Here is a 17827-nt window from a genome sequence, read left to right as displayed (position 1 = left end):
GACAGACCCCGGAGAGGAGAACCACCATGGCAGCGACACTGAAGGGCAAGCGCATCGCGTTCCTGGCCGCCGACGGCGTCGAGGAGGTCGAGTACACCAAGCCCCGCGAGGCGGTGGAGAACGCCGGTGCCCGGGTCGAGCTGGTCTCGATCGAGTCCGGTTCGATCCAGGCCTTCAACCACCTCGACCACGGCAAGCAGTACCAGGTCGACGTGACGACCAAGGAGGCGGACGCGGGGGCGTACGACGCGCTGGTGCTGCCCGGCGGCGTGGCGAACCCGGACTTCCTGCGGACCGATCCCGACGCGGTCCGGTTCGTGAAGTCGTTCTTCGAGGCCGGCAAGCCGGTCGGGGTGATCTGCCACGGCCCGTGGACGCTTGTCGAGGCGGACGTGGTGCGCGGCCGGACGATCACCTCCTGGCCGAGCCTGCGCACCGACCTCACCAACGCGGGCGCGAAGTGGGTGGACCAGGAGGTCGTCACCGACAACGGCCTGGTCAGCAGCCGCAAGCCGGACGACCTGCCGGCGTTCTGCGACAAGATCGTCGAGGAGTTCGCCGAGGGCCGGCACTGACTTCTTCTCCCACCGGGGGCATGATCCGTCCCCGGTGGGAAAGGAAGCGGGATGACAGCCCAGGCCGCTCGTCCCGTGCTGCACGCCCGCCAGATCCGCCTGCTGATGCTCGGCCTGATGACCGGCATGCTGCTGGCGGCGCTCGACCAGACCATCGTCGGCACCGCGCTGCCCACCATCGTCGGTGAGCTGGGCGGGATCAACCACTACTCGTGGGTCGTCACCGCGTACCTGCTCGCCTCCACGGCCTCGACCCCGCTCTACGGGAAGATGGCCGACCTGTACGGGCGCCGCCCGGTCTTCCTCTTCTCGATCGGCACGTTCCTGCTCGGCTCGCTGCTGGCCGGCCTGTCGCAGAACATGACCCAGCTGATCGTCACCCGGGGCGTGCAGGGCATCGGCGCGGGCGGCCTGCTCACGCTGGCGTTCACCATCATCTCGGACGTGGTGCCACCCCGGGAACGTGGCCGCTACCAGGGCCTGTTCGGCGCCGTTTTCGGCATCGCCTCGGTGGCCGGCCCGCTGGTCGGCGGCTACTTCGCCGAGACCAACTGGCGGTGGATCTTCTACATCAACGTGCCGCTGGCCATCCTCGCCATCGTGGTCTGCTACCACGTCATGCGGCTGGTCCCCTTCCAGCGCCGGGAGCACAGCGTCGACTGGGTCGGGGCGGGGCTGCTGGTCGCCGGTGTGAGCTGCCTGCTGCTCGCGCTGAGCTGGGGCGGCAACGAGTACGCCTGGGGCTCCGGCGTGATCATCGGGCTGTTCGTGGCCGGGGCGGTGCTGGGCGTGCTCTTCGTGCTCCAGGAGGCCCGGGTGAAGGAGCCGATCCTGCCGCTGCGGCTGTTCCGCAGCCCCACGTTCGCGCTGGCCAACTCGGCGGGCTTCGTGCTCGGTCTGGTGATGTTCGGGTCGATCATCTTCATCCCGCTCTACCTCCAGATCGTCAAGGGCGCCTCACCGACCCGCAGTGGCCTGCTCATGCTGCCCATGATGGCCGGCATCATCTTCACCTCGATCATCACCGGGCGGGCCATGAGCCGGATCGGCCGGTACAAGTGGTTCCCGGTGGCCGGCGCGGCCGTGCTGGTCGCCGGCATGCTGCTGTTCCGGCAGCTCCAGGTGGCCACCTCGCTCTGGGTCGCCTTCGGCTTCATGGTGGTGATCGGCGTCGGGCTGGGCCTGTGCATGCAGTCGCTGATCCTGGGCGTGCAGAACTCGGTCGACCCGCGCGACCTGGGCGCGGGCACGTCGTCCGCGACGTTCTTCCGCTCGCTGGGCGGCTCGTTCGGCGTGGCCATCCTCGGCGCGGTGCTGTCGTCCCGGCTCACCAGCGAGCTGGCCGGCCGGCTGCCGGCGGCCATCGCCCAGCTCCCGCCGGACCAGCGGGCGGCCGTGGCGGCAAGCGGCGGCGCCGACATCTCGATCAACGACCCGGCCACGATCCTGGCACTGCCCGGTCCGGTGCGGGCCGCCATCCAGGCGTCGTTCGTCGAGTCGCTGCACCTGGTCTTCCTGACCACCGGGCTGGTCGCGATCCTGGCCGTGGTGGTCACCCTGCTCATGCCGAACGAGCAGCTGCGCGGCGCCGGCCCGCAGGGGTCGACCGGCGGCGCGGACCCGCTCGGCGGCCCGGCGGCCGCGCCCGGCGGCAAGCCCCTCACCAGGGAGTCGAAGGAGGAGGCCGCCGCCGACATGGAGTCCAAGTCCCAGACGATGCTCTGACCCTCACCCCTCCGGAGGGGCGGTCAGCAGGTCGAGGATCAGCGCCAGCGGGGGCCAGGCCGCCCGGCCGCGGCGGGTCACGGCGTACGCGCGCAGGAGGGCCTGCGGTCCGGTGAGCGGCAGCAGCCGGACCCCCGGCCCGGTGGGCTGGTCGCCGGGGAGCAGGCCGACGCCGAGCCCCGCGACGATGAGGTCCTGGACCAGGTCGAGGCTGTCGGCGCGGTGCACGATCCGGGGCTCGAAGCCGGCCATCGAGGCGATGGTCCGCACCACCACCTCGTCGGCGGTGTTGCGCGAGTTGACGATCCAGTCCGCGTCACGGAACCGGTCGAACACCGCCGGGGCGTCCGCCTCAGGGAGGGCCGCCGCGCCGGCCGGCACCCCGAGGTGCCAGGCCACCGTCCAGAGCGGCCTGGTGTCGAGCGCGGGGTCGGCGGTGATCGGGGCCAGGTTGTAGTCGTAGGTCAGCGCGAGGTCGACGTCGTCGGTGGCGAGCAGCGCGTACGCCTCGGCGGGCTCGTGCTCGTCGATGCGGAGGCGCACCCGGGGGTGGTCCGCCGCGAGCCGGGCGGTGAGCGGCAGCAGCGAGCGCCGGACGGCGGTGGCGAAGCCGGCGACGCGTACCGTGCCGGCCGGTTCGGCGCGTGGGTCGAGGTCGAGCCGGGCCGCGTCGACAGCGGCGAGGATCGTCACGGCGTGCTCGGCCAGCCGGCGCCCGGCGGGGGTGAGCCGGACCCGGCGGCCGTGCGGCTCGACCAGGTCGGCGCCCACCTCCCGGGCCAGCACGGCGAGCTGCTGCGACACCGTCGAGGTGGTGACGTGCAACTCGTCGGCGACCAGGCGCATCGAGCCGAGCCGGGCCAGTTCGCGCAGCAGGCGGAGGCGACGCAGGTCCACTCGACGATTGTTCACGATTGCCGAATGGTCCGTCCAGGAATGGCACGTGGACGCGAGCGGTACGGACCGGCTCTACTGTCCCCATGAGCACCGTGACTCCCGCCCGGGCCGGCACCGCCATGGCCGTCGCCTCCATGACCTGCGTCCAGCTCGGGCTGGCCGCCTCGGTGGGCCTCTTCGACCGGGTCGGCCCGGAGGGCGCCGCCTGGCTGCGCCTGGCCTGGGCCGGGGTGCTGCTGGCGGTCTTCGTCCGGCCCCGCCCGTCGGCCTTCAGCCGCTCCGCCCTGCGGGCCTGCGTGGCGCTGGGTGTGGTCACGGCCGGCGTCACGATCCTGTTCATGGCCGCGGTGGCGCGGCTGCCCCTGGGCACGGCCAGCGCGCTGGAGTTCCTCGGGCCGTTGGGCGTGGCCGTGGCCCGCGGCCGGGGCGGCGCGAAGCTCTGGCCGGCGCTCGCGGCGGTCGGGGTGCTGCTGCTCACCGAGCCGTGGCACGGGGGCGCGGACCCGGTCGGGGTGGCGTACGCGCTCGGGGCGGGCGCCTGCTGGGCCGCGTACATCCTGCTCACCCAGCGGGTCGGCGACGAGGTCTCCGGGGTCCGCGGCCTGGCGGTGTCCATGCCGGTGGCGGCCGTGGTCGCGACAGTGGTCGTCGGCCCGTCGGTGATCGGTGACCTGACCTGGCCGGTGCTCCTGGCCGGCCTCGGGCTGGCCGTGCTGCTGCCCGTCGTGCCGTTCGTGCTGGAACTGCTGGCGCTGCGCCGGCTCACCACCGCCGCTTTCGGCACGCTCATGAGCCTGGAGCCGGCCATCGCCCTGGTCGTCGGCCTGGTCGCGCTCGGTCAGGTGCCCGGGCCGGCCGCGGTGGCCGGGATCGCCTTCGTGGTGGTGGCCGGTATCGGCGCGGAACGGTCCGGCGCCCGGCCGGGCGACCACACCCCGGCGGCCCCCGACGGACGGCCCGCGGCGGCCGGCGCCGTCACTTGAGGATGAGACGGTTGGTCTGCTCGAAGACGTCCAGGTCGGCGAGGGTCTCGGCGACGCTTGCGGAGAGCGGAGTGGGCAGCTCGTCCCGGTGGAAGAAGCCGGCGTCGACGGTCTCGTCGGTGAACCGGGCCAGCTCGCCGTCCCACTCCTCCACCCGGAACGCCGTGGTGAAGACCTGGTAGGTGTGGCCGTACATGTTGGTGTTGGTGAAGTCGGGGCCGGTGTAGAGGGCGAAGGCGCTGACCCGCAGGGCGCGCAGGCCGGTCTCCTCGCGCACCTCCCGGACGGCGCAGTCGGCGATCGACTCGCCCAGCTCCATGGCGCCCGCCGGGAGGGCCCACTGGCCGTTGTCCGAGCGCTGGATGAGCAGCACCCGGGCGGCGTTGTCCCGGACCACGGCGCGCGCGCCGACGAACATCAGGGTGCGGTCACCGGCCAGGGCCCGGAGCTGCCCGACGTACGAGTCGGCCCACGAGATGCTCACCCGGACAATCTACGCACCTTCCCTGGTCGGCTCGGCCGTTCCGGGGGTTCCGCTGGTGTGACCGGCGACACTACGTTGTTACCCATGCGTAGCACGATGATGGACGCCCCCCTCCAGGTCGCCCGGATCCTCGAACACGGCTCCACCGTGCACGGCACGGCCGAGGTCGTCACGTGGACCGGCGCCGAGCCCCGCCGGATGACGTACGCCGAGGTCGGGCGGACCGCCGCCCGGCTCGCCCACGCGCTGCGCGACGAGTGCGGGGTCACCGGTGACGAGCGGGTCGCCACCTTCATGTGGAACAACAACGAGCACCTGGTGGCCTACTTCGCCGTGCCCAGCATGGGCGCGGTGCTGCACACCCTCAACCTCCGGCTCTTCCCGGACCAGGTCGCCTACATCGCCAACCACGCCGAGGACCGGGTGGTGCTGGTCGACACCACGCTGATCCCACTGCTGGCCCGGGTTATCGGCCAGATGACCACGGTGCGCCACGTGGTGGTGGTCGGCGGCGGCGACCCGGGCCCGTTGGTGGCCGCGGCCGGCGACCGGATCGCCGTACACCACTGGGACGCCCTGCTGGCCGACCGGCCGGAGGTCTACGACTGGCCCGAGGTGGACGAGCGCGACGCCGCCGCCCTCTGCTACACGTCCGGGACCACCGGCAACCCCAAGGGGGTCGCCTACTCCCACCGCTCGATCTACCTGCACTCGCTCCAGGTCTGCATGCCGGAGGGTTTCGGTCTCGGCCCGCAGGACCGCGAGCTGGCCATCGTCCCGATGTTCCACGCGATGTCGTGGGGCCTGCCCTACGCGGCGTTCCTCTCCGGAGCGTCGCTGATCATGCCGGACCGGTTCCTCCAGGCCGAGCCGATCGCCGCCATGATCGCCGCCGAGCGTCCCACGCTGGCGGGCGCGGTGCCGACCATCTGGACCGACCTGCTGGCCTACCTGGACAGCCACGACGTGGACACCTCCTCGCTGAAGGAGGTGATCGTCGGCGGCTCGGCCTGCCCGCCGTCGCTCATGCACGCCTTCCAGGAGCGCCACGGCATCGAGGTCATCCACGCCTGGGGCATGACCGAGATGTCCCCGCTGGGCTCGGTCTCCCGGCCGCCGGCGGGCGCGACCGGCGAGACGGCCTGGCGCTACCGCTACACGCAGGGCCGGGTGCCGGCCGGGGTCGCCGCGCGGATCGTCGGCCCGCTGGGCGAGCCGCTGCCCGCCGACGGCACGTCCGTGGGCGAGTTGGAGGTCCGCGGGCCGTGGGTGACCGCCCGGTACGTCGGTGACGACATCCCGGACGAGGAGAAGTTCCGCGACGGCTGGCTGCGGACCGGGGACGTCGGCACGCTCTCGCCGGACGGCTACATCACCCTCACCGACCGGGCCAAGGACGTGATCAAGTCGGGCGGGGAGTGGATCTCCTCGGTCGAGCTGGAGAACGCCCTCATGGCGCACCCGGCCGTGCTGGAGGCGTGCGTGGTGGGCGTGCCGGACGAGCGCTGGGACGAGCGGCCCCTCGCGACAGTGGTGGTGCGGGAGGGCGCCTCGGTCACCGCGGAGGAGCTGCGGGACTTCCTCGGGAAGTCGGTGGCGCGCTGGCAGTTGCCGGAGCGCTGGGCGTTCATCGACGCGGTCCCGAAGACAAGCGTCGGCAAGTTCGACAAGAAGGTGGTGCGTTCCCGGTACGCCGACGGTGGCCTGGACGTACGTGAACTGACCGCGCCGTAACACTTTCCGGCGTACCGTCGCCAGCACGGGTAGGACATGTTCCTCTCGAACATTCCTCCCCAGAGGGCGGCCCCGGCGTTCGCACCGCGCCGGGGCCGCCCGTCCATTGCGGGGCGACCCGCAATGTCATTCTCGCGAAACTTGTTCGCCTCTGTCCCGATGATGGCGAAATCGGTTTCGCGTTCTCATGTCTCGCTGGTCGTGATGAGCACCTTGCCGACCACCGAGTTCTCCACCGCCTCGTGCGCCGCCCGCGCCGCCTCCAGCGAGTGGTGGTGCAGCGGCAGGCCGGCCTCCTCGCCCACCCGCACCGCGCCCTGGGCCACCGCCGCCGCGATGTCCGTCACCGCCTGCGCCTTCGCCGCCTTCGGCGCGGTGTAGATCAGCACGAACTGCCAGCGGGCGTTCGGCATCATGAGCGGCCGGATCGGCAGGGTCACCTGCTCGCCGCCGTCGTCCGCGTAGACGCAGACCGCGCCGCCCGTACGCAGCAACTGCACGTCGGCTGCGGCATTCTGGGCGGCGGACACCTCGACGATCGTGTGCACCCCGTCGGGCGCGATCTTGCGGACCTCCTCGACCACGTCCTGCTCGCGGTAGTTGACCACGAAGCTGGCCCCGGCCGCCGCGGCGAGCTGCGCCTTCTCCGGGCTGCTCACCGTGGCGATCACGCACGCGTCGGCCCAATTGGCCAACTGGATGGCCGCGTTGCCCACCGCGCCCGCACCGCCCTGCACCAGCACCACGTGGTCGCTCAACGCGCCGGCGTGCAGCTTGTCCGGCATGAACTCGCCGGCCGTCAGGCAGCGGTGCGCCGTCATGAACGGGATGCCCAGTGCCGCGCCCAGGTCGAACGAGGCCGAACCGAGGCTCACCGCGTGCCGGACCGGCACCACCGTGTACTCGCTGGCCGTGCCCCAGGGCCGCTGCCAGGCCGCCTCCCAGAGCCACACCCGCTCACCGATGAGGATCTGGTCGACGCCCTCGCCGACCGCCTCGATCACCCCGGCGCCGTCCTGCCCCGGGATCTGCCAGCCCTGCGGCAACGGCCAGGCACGGCGAGCCTTCCAGTCGGTCGGGTTGACCCCGGCCACGGCCATCCGCACCAGCACCTCGCCCCGGCCCGGCTCCGGCACCGGCCGGTCCACGAGCTGGAGCACCGAGGCGTCCCCGTTGGTCTCGTACACGATCGCCCTCATCGCCGTCCCTCCGCCGTCGTGCCGGCTGCGCTACCCGGCCGCCCCGCGATCATTCCGATCGGACGCGCCCCGGAAACGGTACAACCGGATGGTCGGCGACAGGAGGGCGACATGTCGGGCGTACCAGCCGAAGGTCCCGATCGGCTCGGGCCTCAGCCGAGGCGCGCCACCAGCTCCGGGGTGAGCGCGTCGATCGAGGGCAGGACCACAGCCGCCAGTTTCTCGGCGTCCGGGTCCAGGGGGTAGGACCCGTGCGGCACGGCCACCACCCGGCAACCCGCGGCGGCCGCCGAGCGGACCCCGTTCGAGGAGTCCTCCACCGCCACGCACCGGGCCGGGTCGACGCCGAGCCGCGCGGCAACCGCCAGCCAGACGTCCGGCGCCGGCTTGCCCCGGGCGGTCTCCTCCGTCGACAGCGTCGCCCCGAACGCGCCGGTCAGGCCCGTCGCGTCCAGCGCCGCCGCGATCAGCCGGGTGGGCGAGGAACTGGCCAACCCCAGCGGCCACCGCGCGGCCGTGCGGCGCACCACCGCCACCGCGTCGTCGATCAGGGGTACGCGCTGCGCGTACCGCCGGGTCATCTCCGCCACCACCTCGGTGGCGACCTGCTCGGCGCTCCGGTCGACGCCCAGCTCACCGCTCAGGTAGGCGGCCCACTCGCCGGTGCTCATCCCCATGAGCCGGCGCTGGGTGTCCGGCTGCCAGGTGCCACCGTGCTCCGCCACGTACGCCCGCCGGACCTCCTCCCAGACGGGCTCGGAGTCCACGATCACGCCGTCCAGGTCGAAGAGCACCGCGTCCACCACGTACCCATCCTGCCGGACGGCCCGGCCGCGTGCCGGCGGGCCGCTCAGCGGGTCGGGGCCGCCGTGTCGGTCGCGACGCCGCGTTGCGCCGGCAGGCCGATCGGGGCCTTCGGCGGGATGATCGTGCGGCACCGGGCGGCGATCGGGTCGAGCAGTTCGCGCAGCCGGGCCGTACGCTCCGCGCCCAGCGCCCGCCACGGGCCCAGGGCGGCCCGGTCGGTGGCCTCCTCGACGGCCCGGAAGGTCGCCGTGCCGTGCTCGGTCGGCGCGTGGTCGGCGGTCAGCCAGCCCTGCTCGACCAGCCGCTCCTCGGCCGCGGTCCACTCCTCGTCGGTCCAGCCGCGGGCCGCCTGGTGGAACTCGCGGGACTGGTCGACCCGGCACCGCCAGGCCACCACCTCGGCCGGCGCCAGGCCGGTGCCGACCAGCCCGGCAACGTGCCCGTCGCCCCGGTGCTCGCGCAGCGTGGTGGCGGCCTGCCACATCCGGGCCAGCGGGTACTCGCCCCGGGGCAGGGCGGCGTTTACCGCACCGAGCACCCGGCCGGCCGGCTCCACGTGCCCGGCCGCCTCCTCCAGCAGGTCGGCCGCCTCGACCAGGTGCGACTCGGGCAGCTCGTAGGTGAACTCGGCGAGCGCCTGCACGGCGCCGGTGAGCCGGGCGCGCAGCGCCTCCTCCGGGGTGGCCAGCCGCCACACCGAGGGCAGGGCCCGCGCCACCATGGCCGGCGCGAAGCTGAAGAACGCGGCCACCACGCTCGGCGCGCCGACAGGCCCCAGCGGGGCGGCCCGGCCGGCGAAGTAGCCCCGCCAGTAGCCGCGCAGCCCGACCGCCTCGTACGCGGCGCGGGCCCGCGGGTGGAAATAGGTCACCGCGTGGACCGGCTCGAAGTGGGTCCACATCAGCCGGGCCAGCCCGGTGTCGTCCAGCGCCGCCACGTGCACCTCCGCGTCGGTGGGCAGGTCGCCGCGGGCGGGTGGACCGCCCACGGTGACCTTGAACCTACTGCCGCAGGGTGACCGTACGGAAGCCTGCTGTGAGCTACTGCGCGGCGAGCACGTCGACGACGAAGCGCAGCGGCCCGGCCGGGCGCCCGCCCGACGCGTCGTTGCCGTACGCCAGATCGGCCGGAATGTCGAGCTGCACCCGGCTGCCCACCGGCACGCCCACGAGGCCCTTGTCCCAACCCGGGATGACCTGGCCGACGCCGATCGGGAAGGTGGCCGGCTGGCCGTTGTTCCAGGACGCGTCGAACTCCTTGCCGTCCTTGTAGAACACACCCACGTAGTTGGTGGTGATCTGCTGGCCGGCCTTGACCGCCGCGCCCTTGCCCTTGACCAGCGTGGTCACGGTGAGCTTCGTCAGCTCGCCCTTGCCCGCCTCGACGGTCGGCTTGGTCTTCAGCGCCGGGTCGATGTCGGCCGGGAACTGCTGCGCCGGCGGTGCGGTCGGCTCGGCCGAGGGGGCGGCGCTGGCCGACGCGGCGGTGCTCGCCGGCTTGTCGTCGTCGCCGCTGTTCTTCCACACGATGCCCGCGATCAGGCCGGCCACGGCGAGCACACCGACGAAGGCGCCCAGGATCGACTGCCGGCGGCGCTTCGCCTCGGCGGCCTTCTTCGCCGCCAGCTGGGCGGCCAGCCGCCGCTCCGCCTTGGTGCCCGGGCTCTGGCCCGCCGACCGGTTCTGCACGCGCTCGCTCACGTCGACTCCCTGCTGGGTGGGGTGGGTGCCCCCGGCGGGCCGCCGCCGAGGCCAGCGCACACGGTACCCGCCCGAACGCCCGCAGTGCTCCCACGGCCGGCCGGAATCGGACGGCTCATCCCTCGGAGGGCAGCACCATGAAGTCGGTGACAAACGACGCGACCCGGTCGTCCGCGGTCCGGCCCACCCAGGTCCCGTAGCAGCCGTCGCCCCAGCCCGACCAGACGGTCAGCACGTTCGCGCCGGTCGCCTCGTCGACGACCGCGTCAACCAGCCCCGGGACCGGACCCTTTACGTGGTCCTCGTCCTCGGCGAGGAAGACCTCCTCGACCCGGTCGTAGTCCCAGTCCTCCAGCGGCCCGAGCGCCGCACGGTCGGCGAGGGTGCCGGTGCCCGCGTCCACGCCGTAACCGAAGAACCCGTCGTCGTCCAGCTCGCCGACGTCCTGGCCGTCCACGAGGGCCATCTCCCAGCGGGCCACCGGCTCGTCGCGGATCACCAGTTCGAGCGCGGCCACCCGCCGGTCGCTCTCCACGCCGTCCCGCCGGATCGACGACACCCACGCCCGGGCCGGGTAGCGGCCGGGCTCGACGGTCACCGTGAACGGGTCGCTTTCCGGGCAGACCAGCGGGTCGCACCCCACCACGCGCCCGGTCGGCAGCACTACCTCGCCGGCCGGGTGCACCTCCAGCACGTGCTCGGCCTCCCCGTCGGGGAAACGCGCGCCGGGCGTCAGCAGCCCGTCGAAGTCAGGGGTGTACGGCACGTGGGTCGTCCTCTCTCGGAAGCGGCCGGCGCAGCGTACCTGCGGCGACCGACAGCGACGGGAGTCCATCCGGAGTACCTTCTCGACCATGGCGATCCTCACCGAAGAAGACCTGGCCCTGCTCGCCGAGCCGCAGCTCGCCCACGTGGCGACGATCGAAGTCGACGGCACCCCGCACGTCACCCCGGTCTGGGTGGACACCGACGGGGAGCACATCGTCTTCAACACGGCCAAGGGCCGGCAGAAGTACGTCAACATCGAGCGCAACCCGGTGGTCGCGGTCTCCGTGGTGGACAAGGCCGACGACTTCCGCACCCTGTGGGTCAAGGGCACCGCGGAGCTGGTCTCCGAGGGGGCCGACGAGCACATCGACCGGATGGCGCAGAAGTACCTCGGGCAGGACACGTACCCGTTCCGCCGGCCCGGTGAGGAGCGGGTGATCGTCCGCATCACCCCCACCGAGAAGCTCGGCCGGGGCTGAGGCGCCGGCGTCGAGGGGCCGGCGCCCGGCCCCTCGACGTCAGGCGGTCTTGCGGGGGGCGGCCTTCTTCTCGGCGGCCTTCTTGGCCGGGGCCTTCTTCGCCGCGGCCTTCTTGGCGGCGGTCTTCTTGGCCGGCTCGGCCTTCTTCTCCGCCGCCTTCTTGGCGGGCGCCTTCTTCGCCGGGGCCTTCTTCTCGGCCGCCTTCCTGGCCGGCGCCTTGGTGGCCTTGGCGGCCTTCTGCGCCGAGCGGGCCGCCGAGATCGGGGTCGGCTCGCCCGCCCCGCCCTCCGGCGCCTCGCCCCGGGCCGCCCGGGCCCGGTCGACCGACGCCTTGAGGGCGGCCATCAGGTCCACGGCGGCGGCCGGCGCGGCCTCTTCCTCCTCCGGCTGGACCACCTCGCGGCCCTCGACCTTGGCGTCGATGACCTCCTGCAACGCGGCCCGGTAGTCGTCGGTGAAGGCGTCCGGCTCGAACTCGCCGGCCATCGAGTCGATGAGCGAGCTGGCCATCGCCAGCTCCGGGGGCCGCACCTTGAGGTCCTCGTCGAGGAAGCCGAAGTCGGGCTGGCGCACCTCGTCCGGCCAGAGCATGGTGTTGAGCAGCAGCACACCCTCGCGGACCCGCAGCGTCGCGAGCTGCTCCCGCTGGCGCAGCGCCACCTTCACGATCGCCACCCGCTCCGAGTCGGCGAGCGCGTCGCGCAGCAGCACGTACGGCTTGGTGGCCGAGCCCTCCGGCTCCAGGAAGTACGCCTTGTTGTAGAGGATCGGGTCGACCTGCTCGGCCGGCACGAACTCCAGCACGTCGATCGCGTGCGAGGTGGTCAGCGGCAGCTCGGCGAAGTCCTCGTCGGTGAGGATGACCATCTCGCCGCCGCCGATGTCGTAGCCCTTGGCGATGTCGTCGTAGGTCACCTCCTCGCCGCAGACCGAGCAGGTGCGCTTGTAACGGATGCGGCCGCCGTCCTCGCGGTGCACCTGATGGAAGCGGATGTCCTTCTCCTCGGTGGCCGAGTAGACCTTCACCCCGATCGACACCAGGCCGAACGACACCGCTCCCTTCCAGATCGCCCGCATGACGCGCTCCTCTCCCCGGTTCTGACCAGAATCGCAAATGATCGAACGGGACGCACGCGCTTCCGTGCGCAACTACAGTCATGAGGTGCCCGGCGCGCCGTTGAAGCCGATGCTCGCGATGACCGGGCAGCTCCCGGCCGGTGACGGCTGGGCGTACGAGTTCAAGTGGGACGGGGTCCGCGCGCTCGCCGACATCAGCCGCGGCCACCAGCGCCTGTACGCCCGCTCCGGCGTCGAGATCACCACCGCGTACCCCGAGTTGATCCCCCTGGCCGAGCAGGTCGACGACGCCCTGCTGGACGGCGAGGTGGTGCTCTTCACCGACGGCCAGCCCTCGTTCACCGCCCTGGCCGAGCGGATGCACGTCCGTAACGCGGCCAAGGCCGCGCGGCTCGCGGCGACCGTGCCCGTCACGTACATGATCTTCGACGTGCTGCGGCTGCGCGGCGCGGACCTGACCGGCCGGCCCTACCGGGAGCGGCGGGAGATCCTGGAGTCCCTCGGGCTCGGCGCCGCCCGGTGGGCGGTGCCCCCGGTCTTCGGCGACGGCCCGGCCACCTACGCGGCGGCCGGCGAGCACGGCCTGGAGGGGGTGATGGCCAAGCGGGTCGACGCCGCCTACCGGCCCGGGGTGCGGTCGCCGGACTGGGTGAAGGTCAAGCTGGAGGTGACCGGCGACTTCGTGGTCGGCGGCTGGCGGCCCGGCGCGCGGAAGATCGGCGGCCTGCTGGTCGGGGTGCCCCGGCCGGACGGGCGGCTCACCTACCGGGGCCGGGTCGGCGGCGGGATCGGCGCGGCGCTCGAACGGGAACTGCTGCGCGAGCTGGAGCCGCTGCGTACCGCCGGCTCGCCGTTCGCCGGGGACGTGCCGCGCGAGGATGCGCGCGGCGCGAACTGGGTAACTCCTCAGGTCGTGGTGGAGGTCAAGTACGGCCAGCGCACCCCCGACGGCCGGCTGCGCTTCCCCCGGATCCTGCGCCTGCGCCCCGACAAGCCGGCCGAGGAGGTCGACGATGCCAGCTGACCGTCTGAAGGTGGACGTGGAGGGCCGCTCGTTGGAGGTGTCCAACCTGGACAAGGTCCTCTACCCGAAGGCCGGCTTCACCAAGGGCGAGGTGATCGACTACTACACCCGGATCGCCCCGGTGCTGCTGCCGCACCTCCAGGACCGCGCGCTCACCCGGATCCGCTTCCCCAACGGCGTCGACGGCGGCTCGTTCTTCGAGAAGAACGCGCCCGCCGCCACCCCCGCCTGGGTACGCACCGAGAACCTGCCCGCCCCCGGGTCGAGCAAGGGGCGGGAGACCATCGACTACGTGGTCGCCGACGACCTGCCCACCCTGGTATGGCTGGCCAACCTCGCCGCGCTGGAGCTGCACACGCCGCAGTGGAAGATCGGCGAGCACCCGGACATGATGGTGGTCGACCTGGACCCGGGTGCCCCGGCCGCTTTGAAGCAGTGCTGCCAGGTGGCGCTGCTCATGCGGGACCGGCTCGCCGAGGACGGCATCGACAGCTACCCGAAGACGTCGGGCAAGAAGGGCATGCAGCTCTGCTGCCCGATCGCCGGCACGCAGGACGCCGATCTCGTCTCCGACTACGCCAAGCGGATCGCGCAGGAGTTGGAGAAGGCGCACCCGAAGCTGATCGTCTCGAAGATGGCGAAGAACCTGCGCCCCGGGAAGGTCTTCATCGACTGGAGCCAGAACAACGCGGCCAAGACGACGGTGGCCCCGTACTCGCTGCGGGCCCAGGACGTGCCCTCGGTCTCGACCCCGCTGACCTGGGACGAGGTCGAGGCGGGCGCGGCCGGCAAGCGGCCGTCGACGAAGCCGTACACCGCCCCGGAGGTGCTCAAGCGGGTGGAGAAGCAGGGCGACCTGCTCGCCCCGCTGCTCGACGGCGGCCCGGAACTACCCGGCCGCTGACCCATTCAGGGCGGCAGGCACGACGGGACCCGCGACCACAGGCGACGGTCGCGGGCCCGGTCGTCGGTCTCAGCCGCGGGCGGCGTCCCAGGCGGCGCTGCTCCGGAAGTACGTGTCGTACAGCTCCTGCACCTCCAGCAGGCTCTCCGGCGGCACCTTCCCGTAGGCGATGCGCTCCAGGTGGCGGAAGTATTCGAACCGCTCGACGCCGGGGGTGATGACGATGAGGATGTCGGCGTTCTCGCCGGGCGCGGCGGCGAACGCGTGCGCCACGCCCGGCGGCACGATCACCAGGTCGCCGCGCTCGGCGGTGACGACCTGCTCGCCGGACAGCAGTTGCGCGGTGCCGTCGAGCAGGTAGAACAGCTGGAGTTGCCGTGGTGGTGCGGCCGGGCGCCGTCCGCGCCGTCGGTCAGGGTGACCCGCTGTGTGGAGAGCGCGCCGCCGGTGGCGCTGCTGTCGGCCAGCAGCCGGATCGTGGTGGGAGCGCGGCCCACCACCTCGGCGTCCACGTCGCGGACGATGACGGACCTGTCGAAGTCGGGCGTGATCAGGGACATCGCGCTACTCCTGTCGTGGCGGTGCCGGTCAGAGGGCGAACAGCAGGACGGCGTTGAGCAGGATGACCACGGCGGTGGCGAAGTGGACGCCGAAGGCGACGGCCTTCCTGCCGTGGCGCAGCACGATGAGGGTGTCTCCCAGCGGGTTGATCGCGACGATCAGCATGTACCAGGCGACCGCCTCGGCGCTGGTGAAGGCGATGAGCGCGAGACCGAGCAGGCCGTAGCTGAGGTCGCGCAGGCCCTTGATCGTGAGGTAGGCGGGGTCCTCGTCCGGCTTGACCGGCACGCCGTAGCCGGCGGCCGAGGCCTGGGGCGCGAGAAGGAACCGCGCGCCGATGAAGACACAGAAGAGGCTGAGGACGACGGCGAGCCCGTAGGCGATGGCGCTGAGCATGTCTGGCTCCGATTTCTAGCAGTGCTAGGGGTGAGAGCGACGCTAGCAGAGCGACGGCAGCTTGGCTAGCGATGCTAGAGTTCCGGTCATGGCGATTCGGGAGCGGCGTGAGCGGGAGCGGGCGGAACGGGAGCGGGCGATCGTCGCCGCGGCCCGGGACCTGGCCGAGGCGGAGGGCTGGGACGCGGTCACCACGCGCCGGCTCGCCGCCGAGATCGAGTACAGCCAGCCCGTCCTCTACAGCCACTTCAAGGGCAAGGGCGCCATCATGGCGGCGGTCGCCGTGGAGGGCTGCGGTGATCTGGCCGCCGAACTCGCCGCCGCCCGGGCCGCCGCGACCGACGAGCGGGAGGCGGTGGCGGGCATCGCCACGGCGTACGCCGATTTCGCCGAACGACGGCCCGCGCTCTACGACGCGATCTTCAACCTCCCCACCGAACTGCCCTTCGCCAGCCAGGACGTGCCGGTCGAGCTGGCCCGCGCCTTCGCCGAGCTGGCGGAGACCCTGCGCCCCTTCGCCGGTGACGACAACCTGGAGACGTTCACCGAGACCTTCTGGAGCGGGCTGCACGGCCTGGTCTCGCTGATGCGCAACGGCCGGCTCCGCCGGGAGGAACACGAGCGGCGGCTGGCCCTCCTGGTGGATCGGTTCGCCCGGCTAGGGTGAGCTGACCGCCAGGGAGGGAGCGCACCCAATGGCCGACCACGCACCCGTCGCCGTAGCGACAGGCGAGCCGCTGCTCAGCTACCTCGACGACGCCACCGGCGAGCGCACCGACCTGACCGCCCAGCAGTTGGGCGCGTGGGCGGCCCGCAGCGCCGGGCTGCTGCGGGACGGCTGCGGGCTGCGCCCCGGCGACCGGGTGGCGGTGCTGCTGCCGCCGCACTGGCGTACCGCGGCCGTGCTCATCGGGGCCTGGTCGGTCGGGCTGTCGGTCTCGTTCCGGCCCCGCGCTCTGGCCGGGCTGCCGGTCCTCGAACCCGGTGCCGACCTGCCGTACGACGCCGTGTTCGTCACCCCGGAACGCCTCGATGACTGGCTGGAGGACGTGCCCGAGGGGACGCACCGCTACCTCGTCGGCACCGGCCCCGGCCCGCTGTCCTCGGTGCCGCCCGGCTGGTTGGACTGGTCCACGGAGGTGCTCCGGCACCCCGAGATCGCGCCCGACCTGGGCGTCCTGCGCCCGTCCGACCCGGCCAGCCCGGACGGCACCAGCTACGGCGAGTGGGGCGCGGTGGCCCGGGAGTACGCCAAGCAGCTCGACCTGCGCGCCGGCGACCGGCTGCTGGTCGACGCGGCCGCGCACGAGCAGCCGCTGAAGTGGCTGCTCGCCCCGCTCGCGGCCGGCGCGTCCGTGGTCCTCTGCGCCAACCTCGATCCGGCCGACCGGGACGCCCGCGCGGCGGCCGAGCAGGCCACCCGGGTGCTGTGAGGGCTGGGACGGTCGGCCGCGGATCCTAGCCACCCGAGCGCCGCCGAGGTCGCCTTCGCCGGGAACGCCGCCGATGGCCCTCGCCCGGCTCTAGCGTGCAGAAGTCGGGGCGAGCACGAGGAGCGGTCGGTATGAACGCCAGCGGATCGGCAGCGTCGTTCACGGATGTGCGGCAGGTCGACGCCGGTGTGCTGAACGTCGGATACGTCGACGCCGGGCCACCGGACGGGCCGGTGGTGCTCCTGCTGCACGGGTGGCCGTACGACATCCACAGCTTCGCCGAGGTCGTACCCCGGCTGGTGGCCGCCGGTCACCGGGTGCTCGTGCCGCACCTGCGGGGGTACGGCACGACGCGGTTCCGGTCGGACGACACCATGCGCAACGGCCAGCCCGCGGCCCTGGCCCTCGACACCGTGGCGTTCCTGGACGCCCTCGGGGTGCCGAAGGCGACGCTCGCGGGGTTCGACTGGGGCGCCCGGACGGCCGACATCATCGCGGCGCTGTGGCCCGAGCGCTGCCAGGGCCTCGTTTCGGTGAGCGGCTACCTGATCGCCAGCCAGGAATCGGGGCGCACACCGCTGCCGCCGCCGGCCGAACTCTCCTGGTGGTACCAGTTCTACTTCGCCACGGACCGCGGCCGGGACGGCTACGCGAAGAACCTGGACGCCTTCGCCAAGTTGATCTGGCGGACGGCGTCCCCGAAGTGGGCCTTCGACGACGAGACGTTCAACCGGAGCGTCGCCTCTCTGCACAACCCCGACCACGTCGACGTCGTGATCCACAACTACCGCTGGCGCCTCGGCCTCGCCCCAGGCGAGCCCCAGTACGACGAGGTCGAGCAGAAGCTGGCCGCGAACCCGAGCATCGCGGTGCCCACCATCACCCTCGAAGGGGACGCCAACGGCGCACCCCACCTCGACCCGTCTGTGTACGCCGGGCGCTTCTCCGGCCGCTACGAGCACCGGACCGTGAGTGGCGGCGTCGGGCACAACCTGCCGCAGGAGGCGCCGGAGGCGTTCGCCGACGCGGTGTTGCAGGTGGCGACCTGACTCCCTGAGGCGTCCGTCACGGATCACCGGCA

At 72.7% G+C, this 17827-nt stretch carries 20 protein-coding genes and 1 pseudogene; 10 read left to right on the top strand and 11 right to left on the bottom strand.

What is annotated here, in order from left to right; translation table 11 throughout:
* Positions 1–26 precede the first annotated feature (26 nt).
* Both GA0070603_RS17625 and GA0070603_RS17620 read left to right on the top strand, forming a co-directional pair.
* On the top strand, positions 27–575 hold the full coding sequence (locus GA0070603_RS17625; protein WP_091315118.1) for a type 1 glutamine amidotransferase domain-containing protein: 549 nt from the start codon (positions 27–29) through the stop codon (positions 573–575).
* Between the two features lie 51 nt (positions 576–626).
* Positions 627–2300: an MDR family MFS transporter gene (locus tag GA0070603_RS17620; RefSeq protein WP_091315116.1), complete on the top strand. Its 1674-nt coding sequence runs from the start codon at positions 627–629 to the stop codon at positions 2298–2300.
* A gap of 3 nt (positions 2301–2303) precedes the next feature.
* Here the strand turns inward: GA0070603_RS17620 and GA0070603_RS17615 are convergent, their stop codons facing one another.
* The gene (locus GA0070603_RS17615) at positions 2304–3197 is read right to left on the bottom strand and encodes a LysR family transcriptional regulator (RefSeq protein WP_091315113.1); all 894 of its coding nucleotides are present in this window, start codon (positions 3195–3197) and stop codon (positions 2304–2306) included.
* Between the two features lie 83 nt (positions 3198–3280).
* Here GA0070603_RS17615 and GA0070603_RS17610 point away from each other — a divergent pair, with 83 nt between their 5' ends.
* Complete coding sequence (locus GA0070603_RS17610) at positions 3281–4180, top strand: EamA family transporter (protein WP_091315110.1); 900 nt, start codon at positions 3281–3283, stop codon at positions 4178–4180.
* Here the strand turns inward: GA0070603_RS17610 and GA0070603_RS17605 are convergent.
* Complete coding sequence (locus GA0070603_RS17605) at positions 4173–4664, bottom strand: NUDIX domain-containing protein (protein WP_091315108.1); 492 nt, start codon at positions 4662–4664, stop codon at positions 4173–4175. The genes GA0070603_RS17610 and GA0070603_RS17605 overlap by 8 nt on opposite strands.
* A gap of 84 nt (positions 4665–4748) precedes the next feature.
* Here GA0070603_RS17605 and GA0070603_RS17600 point away from each other — a divergent pair, with 84 nt between their 5' ends.
* Complete coding sequence (locus tag GA0070603_RS17600) at positions 4749–6398, top strand: fatty acid--CoA ligase (protein ID WP_091315105.1); 1650 nt, start codon at positions 4749–4751, stop codon at positions 6396–6398.
* Positions 6399–6583: 185 nt separating this feature from the next.
* Here the strand turns inward: GA0070603_RS17600 and GA0070603_RS17595 are convergent, their stop codons facing one another.
* The 5 genes from GA0070603_RS17595 to GA0070603_RS17575 all read right to left on the bottom strand — a co-directional run bounded on the left by GA0070603_RS17595 (position 6584) and on the right by GA0070603_RS17575 (position 10870).
* Positions 6584–7597, bottom strand: coding sequence for an NADPH:quinone reductase (locus GA0070603_RS17595; protein WP_091315102.1), 1014 nt, complete (start codon positions 7595–7597; stop codon positions 6584–6586).
* A gap of 152 nt (positions 7598–7749) precedes the next feature.
* Positions 7750–8403, bottom strand: coding sequence for an HAD family hydrolase (locus GA0070603_RS17590; protein ID WP_091315099.1), 654 nt, complete (start codon positions 8401–8403; stop codon positions 7750–7752).
* A 44-nt stretch (positions 8404–8447) separates the two neighbouring features.
* The gene (locus tag GA0070603_RS17585; RefSeq protein ID WP_167544629.1) at positions 8448–9305 is read right to left on the bottom strand and encodes an SCO6745 family protein; all 858 of its coding nucleotides are present in this window, start codon (positions 9303–9305) and stop codon (positions 8448–8450) included.
* A 139-nt stretch (positions 9306–9444) separates the two neighbouring features.
* Positions 9445–10104 carry an FKBP-type peptidyl-prolyl cis-trans isomerase gene (locus tag GA0070603_RS17580; protein WP_091315094.1) on the bottom strand — a complete coding sequence of 220 codons (660 nt, stop codon included), beginning with the start codon at positions 10102–10104 and terminating at the stop codon, positions 9445–9447.
* Between the two features lie 115 nt (positions 10105–10219).
* Complete coding sequence (locus tag GA0070603_RS17575; protein WP_091315091.1) at positions 10220–10870, bottom strand: DUF4241 domain-containing protein; 651 nt, start codon at positions 10868–10870, stop codon at positions 10220–10222.
* Positions 10871–10958: 88 nt separating this feature from the next.
* Here GA0070603_RS17575 and GA0070603_RS17570 point away from each other — a divergent pair, with 88 nt between their 5' ends.
* A complete protein-coding gene (locus tag GA0070603_RS17570; protein ID WP_091315087.1) occupies positions 10959–11351 on the top strand; it encodes a PPOX class F420-dependent oxidoreductase in 393 nt (130 codons plus the stop codon).
* Between the two features lie 39 nt (positions 11352–11390).
* Here the strand turns inward: GA0070603_RS17570 and ku are convergent, their stop codons facing one another.
* Positions 11391–12428 (bottom strand): non-homologous end joining protein Ku, encoded by a 1038-nt coding sequence (gene ku, locus GA0070603_RS17565; RefSeq protein WP_091315084.1) that lies wholly within the window; start codon positions 12426–12428, stop codon positions 11391–11393.
* A gap of 85 nt (positions 12429–12513) precedes the next feature.
* Here ku and ligD (GA0070603_RS17560) point away from each other — a divergent pair, with 85 nt between their 5' ends.
* Together ligD (GA0070603_RS17560) and ligD (GA0070603_RS17555) are read left to right on the top strand one after the other, a co-directional pair.
* The gene (ligD, locus tag GA0070603_RS17560) at positions 12514–13452 is read left to right on the top strand and encodes a non-homologous end-joining DNA ligase (RefSeq protein ID WP_091315082.1); all 939 of its coding nucleotides are present in this window, start codon (positions 12514–12516) and stop codon (positions 13450–13452) included.
* On the top strand, positions 13442–14356 hold the full coding sequence (ligD, locus tag GA0070603_RS17555) for a non-homologous end-joining DNA ligase (RefSeq protein ID WP_091315079.1): 915 nt from the start codon (positions 13442–13444) through the stop codon (positions 14354–14356). Before ligD (GA0070603_RS17560) ends, ligD (GA0070603_RS17555) begins: the two co-directional genes overlap by 11 nt.
* Before the next feature lie 69 nt (positions 14357–14425).
* Here ligD (GA0070603_RS17555) and GA0070603_RS17550 read toward each other — a convergent pair.
* The 3 genes and pseudogenes from GA0070603_RS17550 to GA0070603_RS17545 all read right to left on the bottom strand — a co-directional run.
* Positions 14426–14728 (bottom strand): annotated as a pseudogene (locus GA0070603_RS17550) (cupin domain-containing protein); the annotation flags it as partial.
* Positions 14644–14916, bottom strand: a complete 273-nt coding sequence (locus tag GA0070603_RS32065; RefSeq protein WP_244282549.1) for a hypothetical protein — start codon at positions 14914–14916, stop codon at positions 14644–14646. The gene GA0070603_RS32065 and the pseudogene GA0070603_RS17550, both read right to left, overlap by 85 nt.
* 28 nt (positions 14917–14944) lie before the next feature.
* The gene (locus tag GA0070603_RS17545; RefSeq protein WP_091315077.1) at positions 14945–15313 is read right to left on the bottom strand and encodes a DUF4267 domain-containing protein; all 369 of its coding nucleotides are present in this window, start codon (positions 15311–15313) and stop codon (positions 14945–14947) included.
* Between the two features lie 88 nt (positions 15314–15401).
* Between GA0070603_RS17545 and GA0070603_RS17540 the strand changes: the two genes are divergently transcribed.
* From GA0070603_RS17540 to GA0070603_RS17530, 3 genes are all read left to right on the top strand, one after another.
* Positions 15402–15980 (top strand): TetR/AcrR family transcriptional regulator, encoded by a 579-nt coding sequence (locus tag GA0070603_RS17540; RefSeq protein WP_091315074.1) that lies wholly within the window; start codon positions 15402–15404, stop codon positions 15978–15980.
* Between the two features lie 28 nt (positions 15981–16008).
* Positions 16009–16746 carry a TIGR03089 family protein gene (locus tag GA0070603_RS17535; protein ID WP_091315071.1) on the top strand — a complete coding sequence of 246 codons (738 nt, stop codon included), beginning with the start codon at positions 16009–16011 and terminating at the stop codon, positions 16744–16746.
* 131 nt (positions 16747–16877) lie between these two features.
* Positions 16878–17795 (top strand): alpha/beta fold hydrolase, encoded by a 918-nt coding sequence (locus GA0070603_RS17530; RefSeq protein ID WP_091315068.1) that lies wholly within the window; start codon positions 16878–16880, stop codon positions 17793–17795.
* Positions 17796–17827: the final 32 nt, after the last annotated feature.

The sequence above is a fragment of the Micromonospora chersina genome, from assembly GCF_900091475.1.
In the GTDB taxonomy this organism is placed as follows: Bacteria; Actinomycetota; Actinomycetes; order Mycobacteriales; family Micromonosporaceae; genus Micromonospora; species Micromonospora chersina.
The sequence above is the reverse complement of the archived record's forward strand: the minus strand, read 5'-3'. Positions and strand labels throughout refer to the sequence as shown.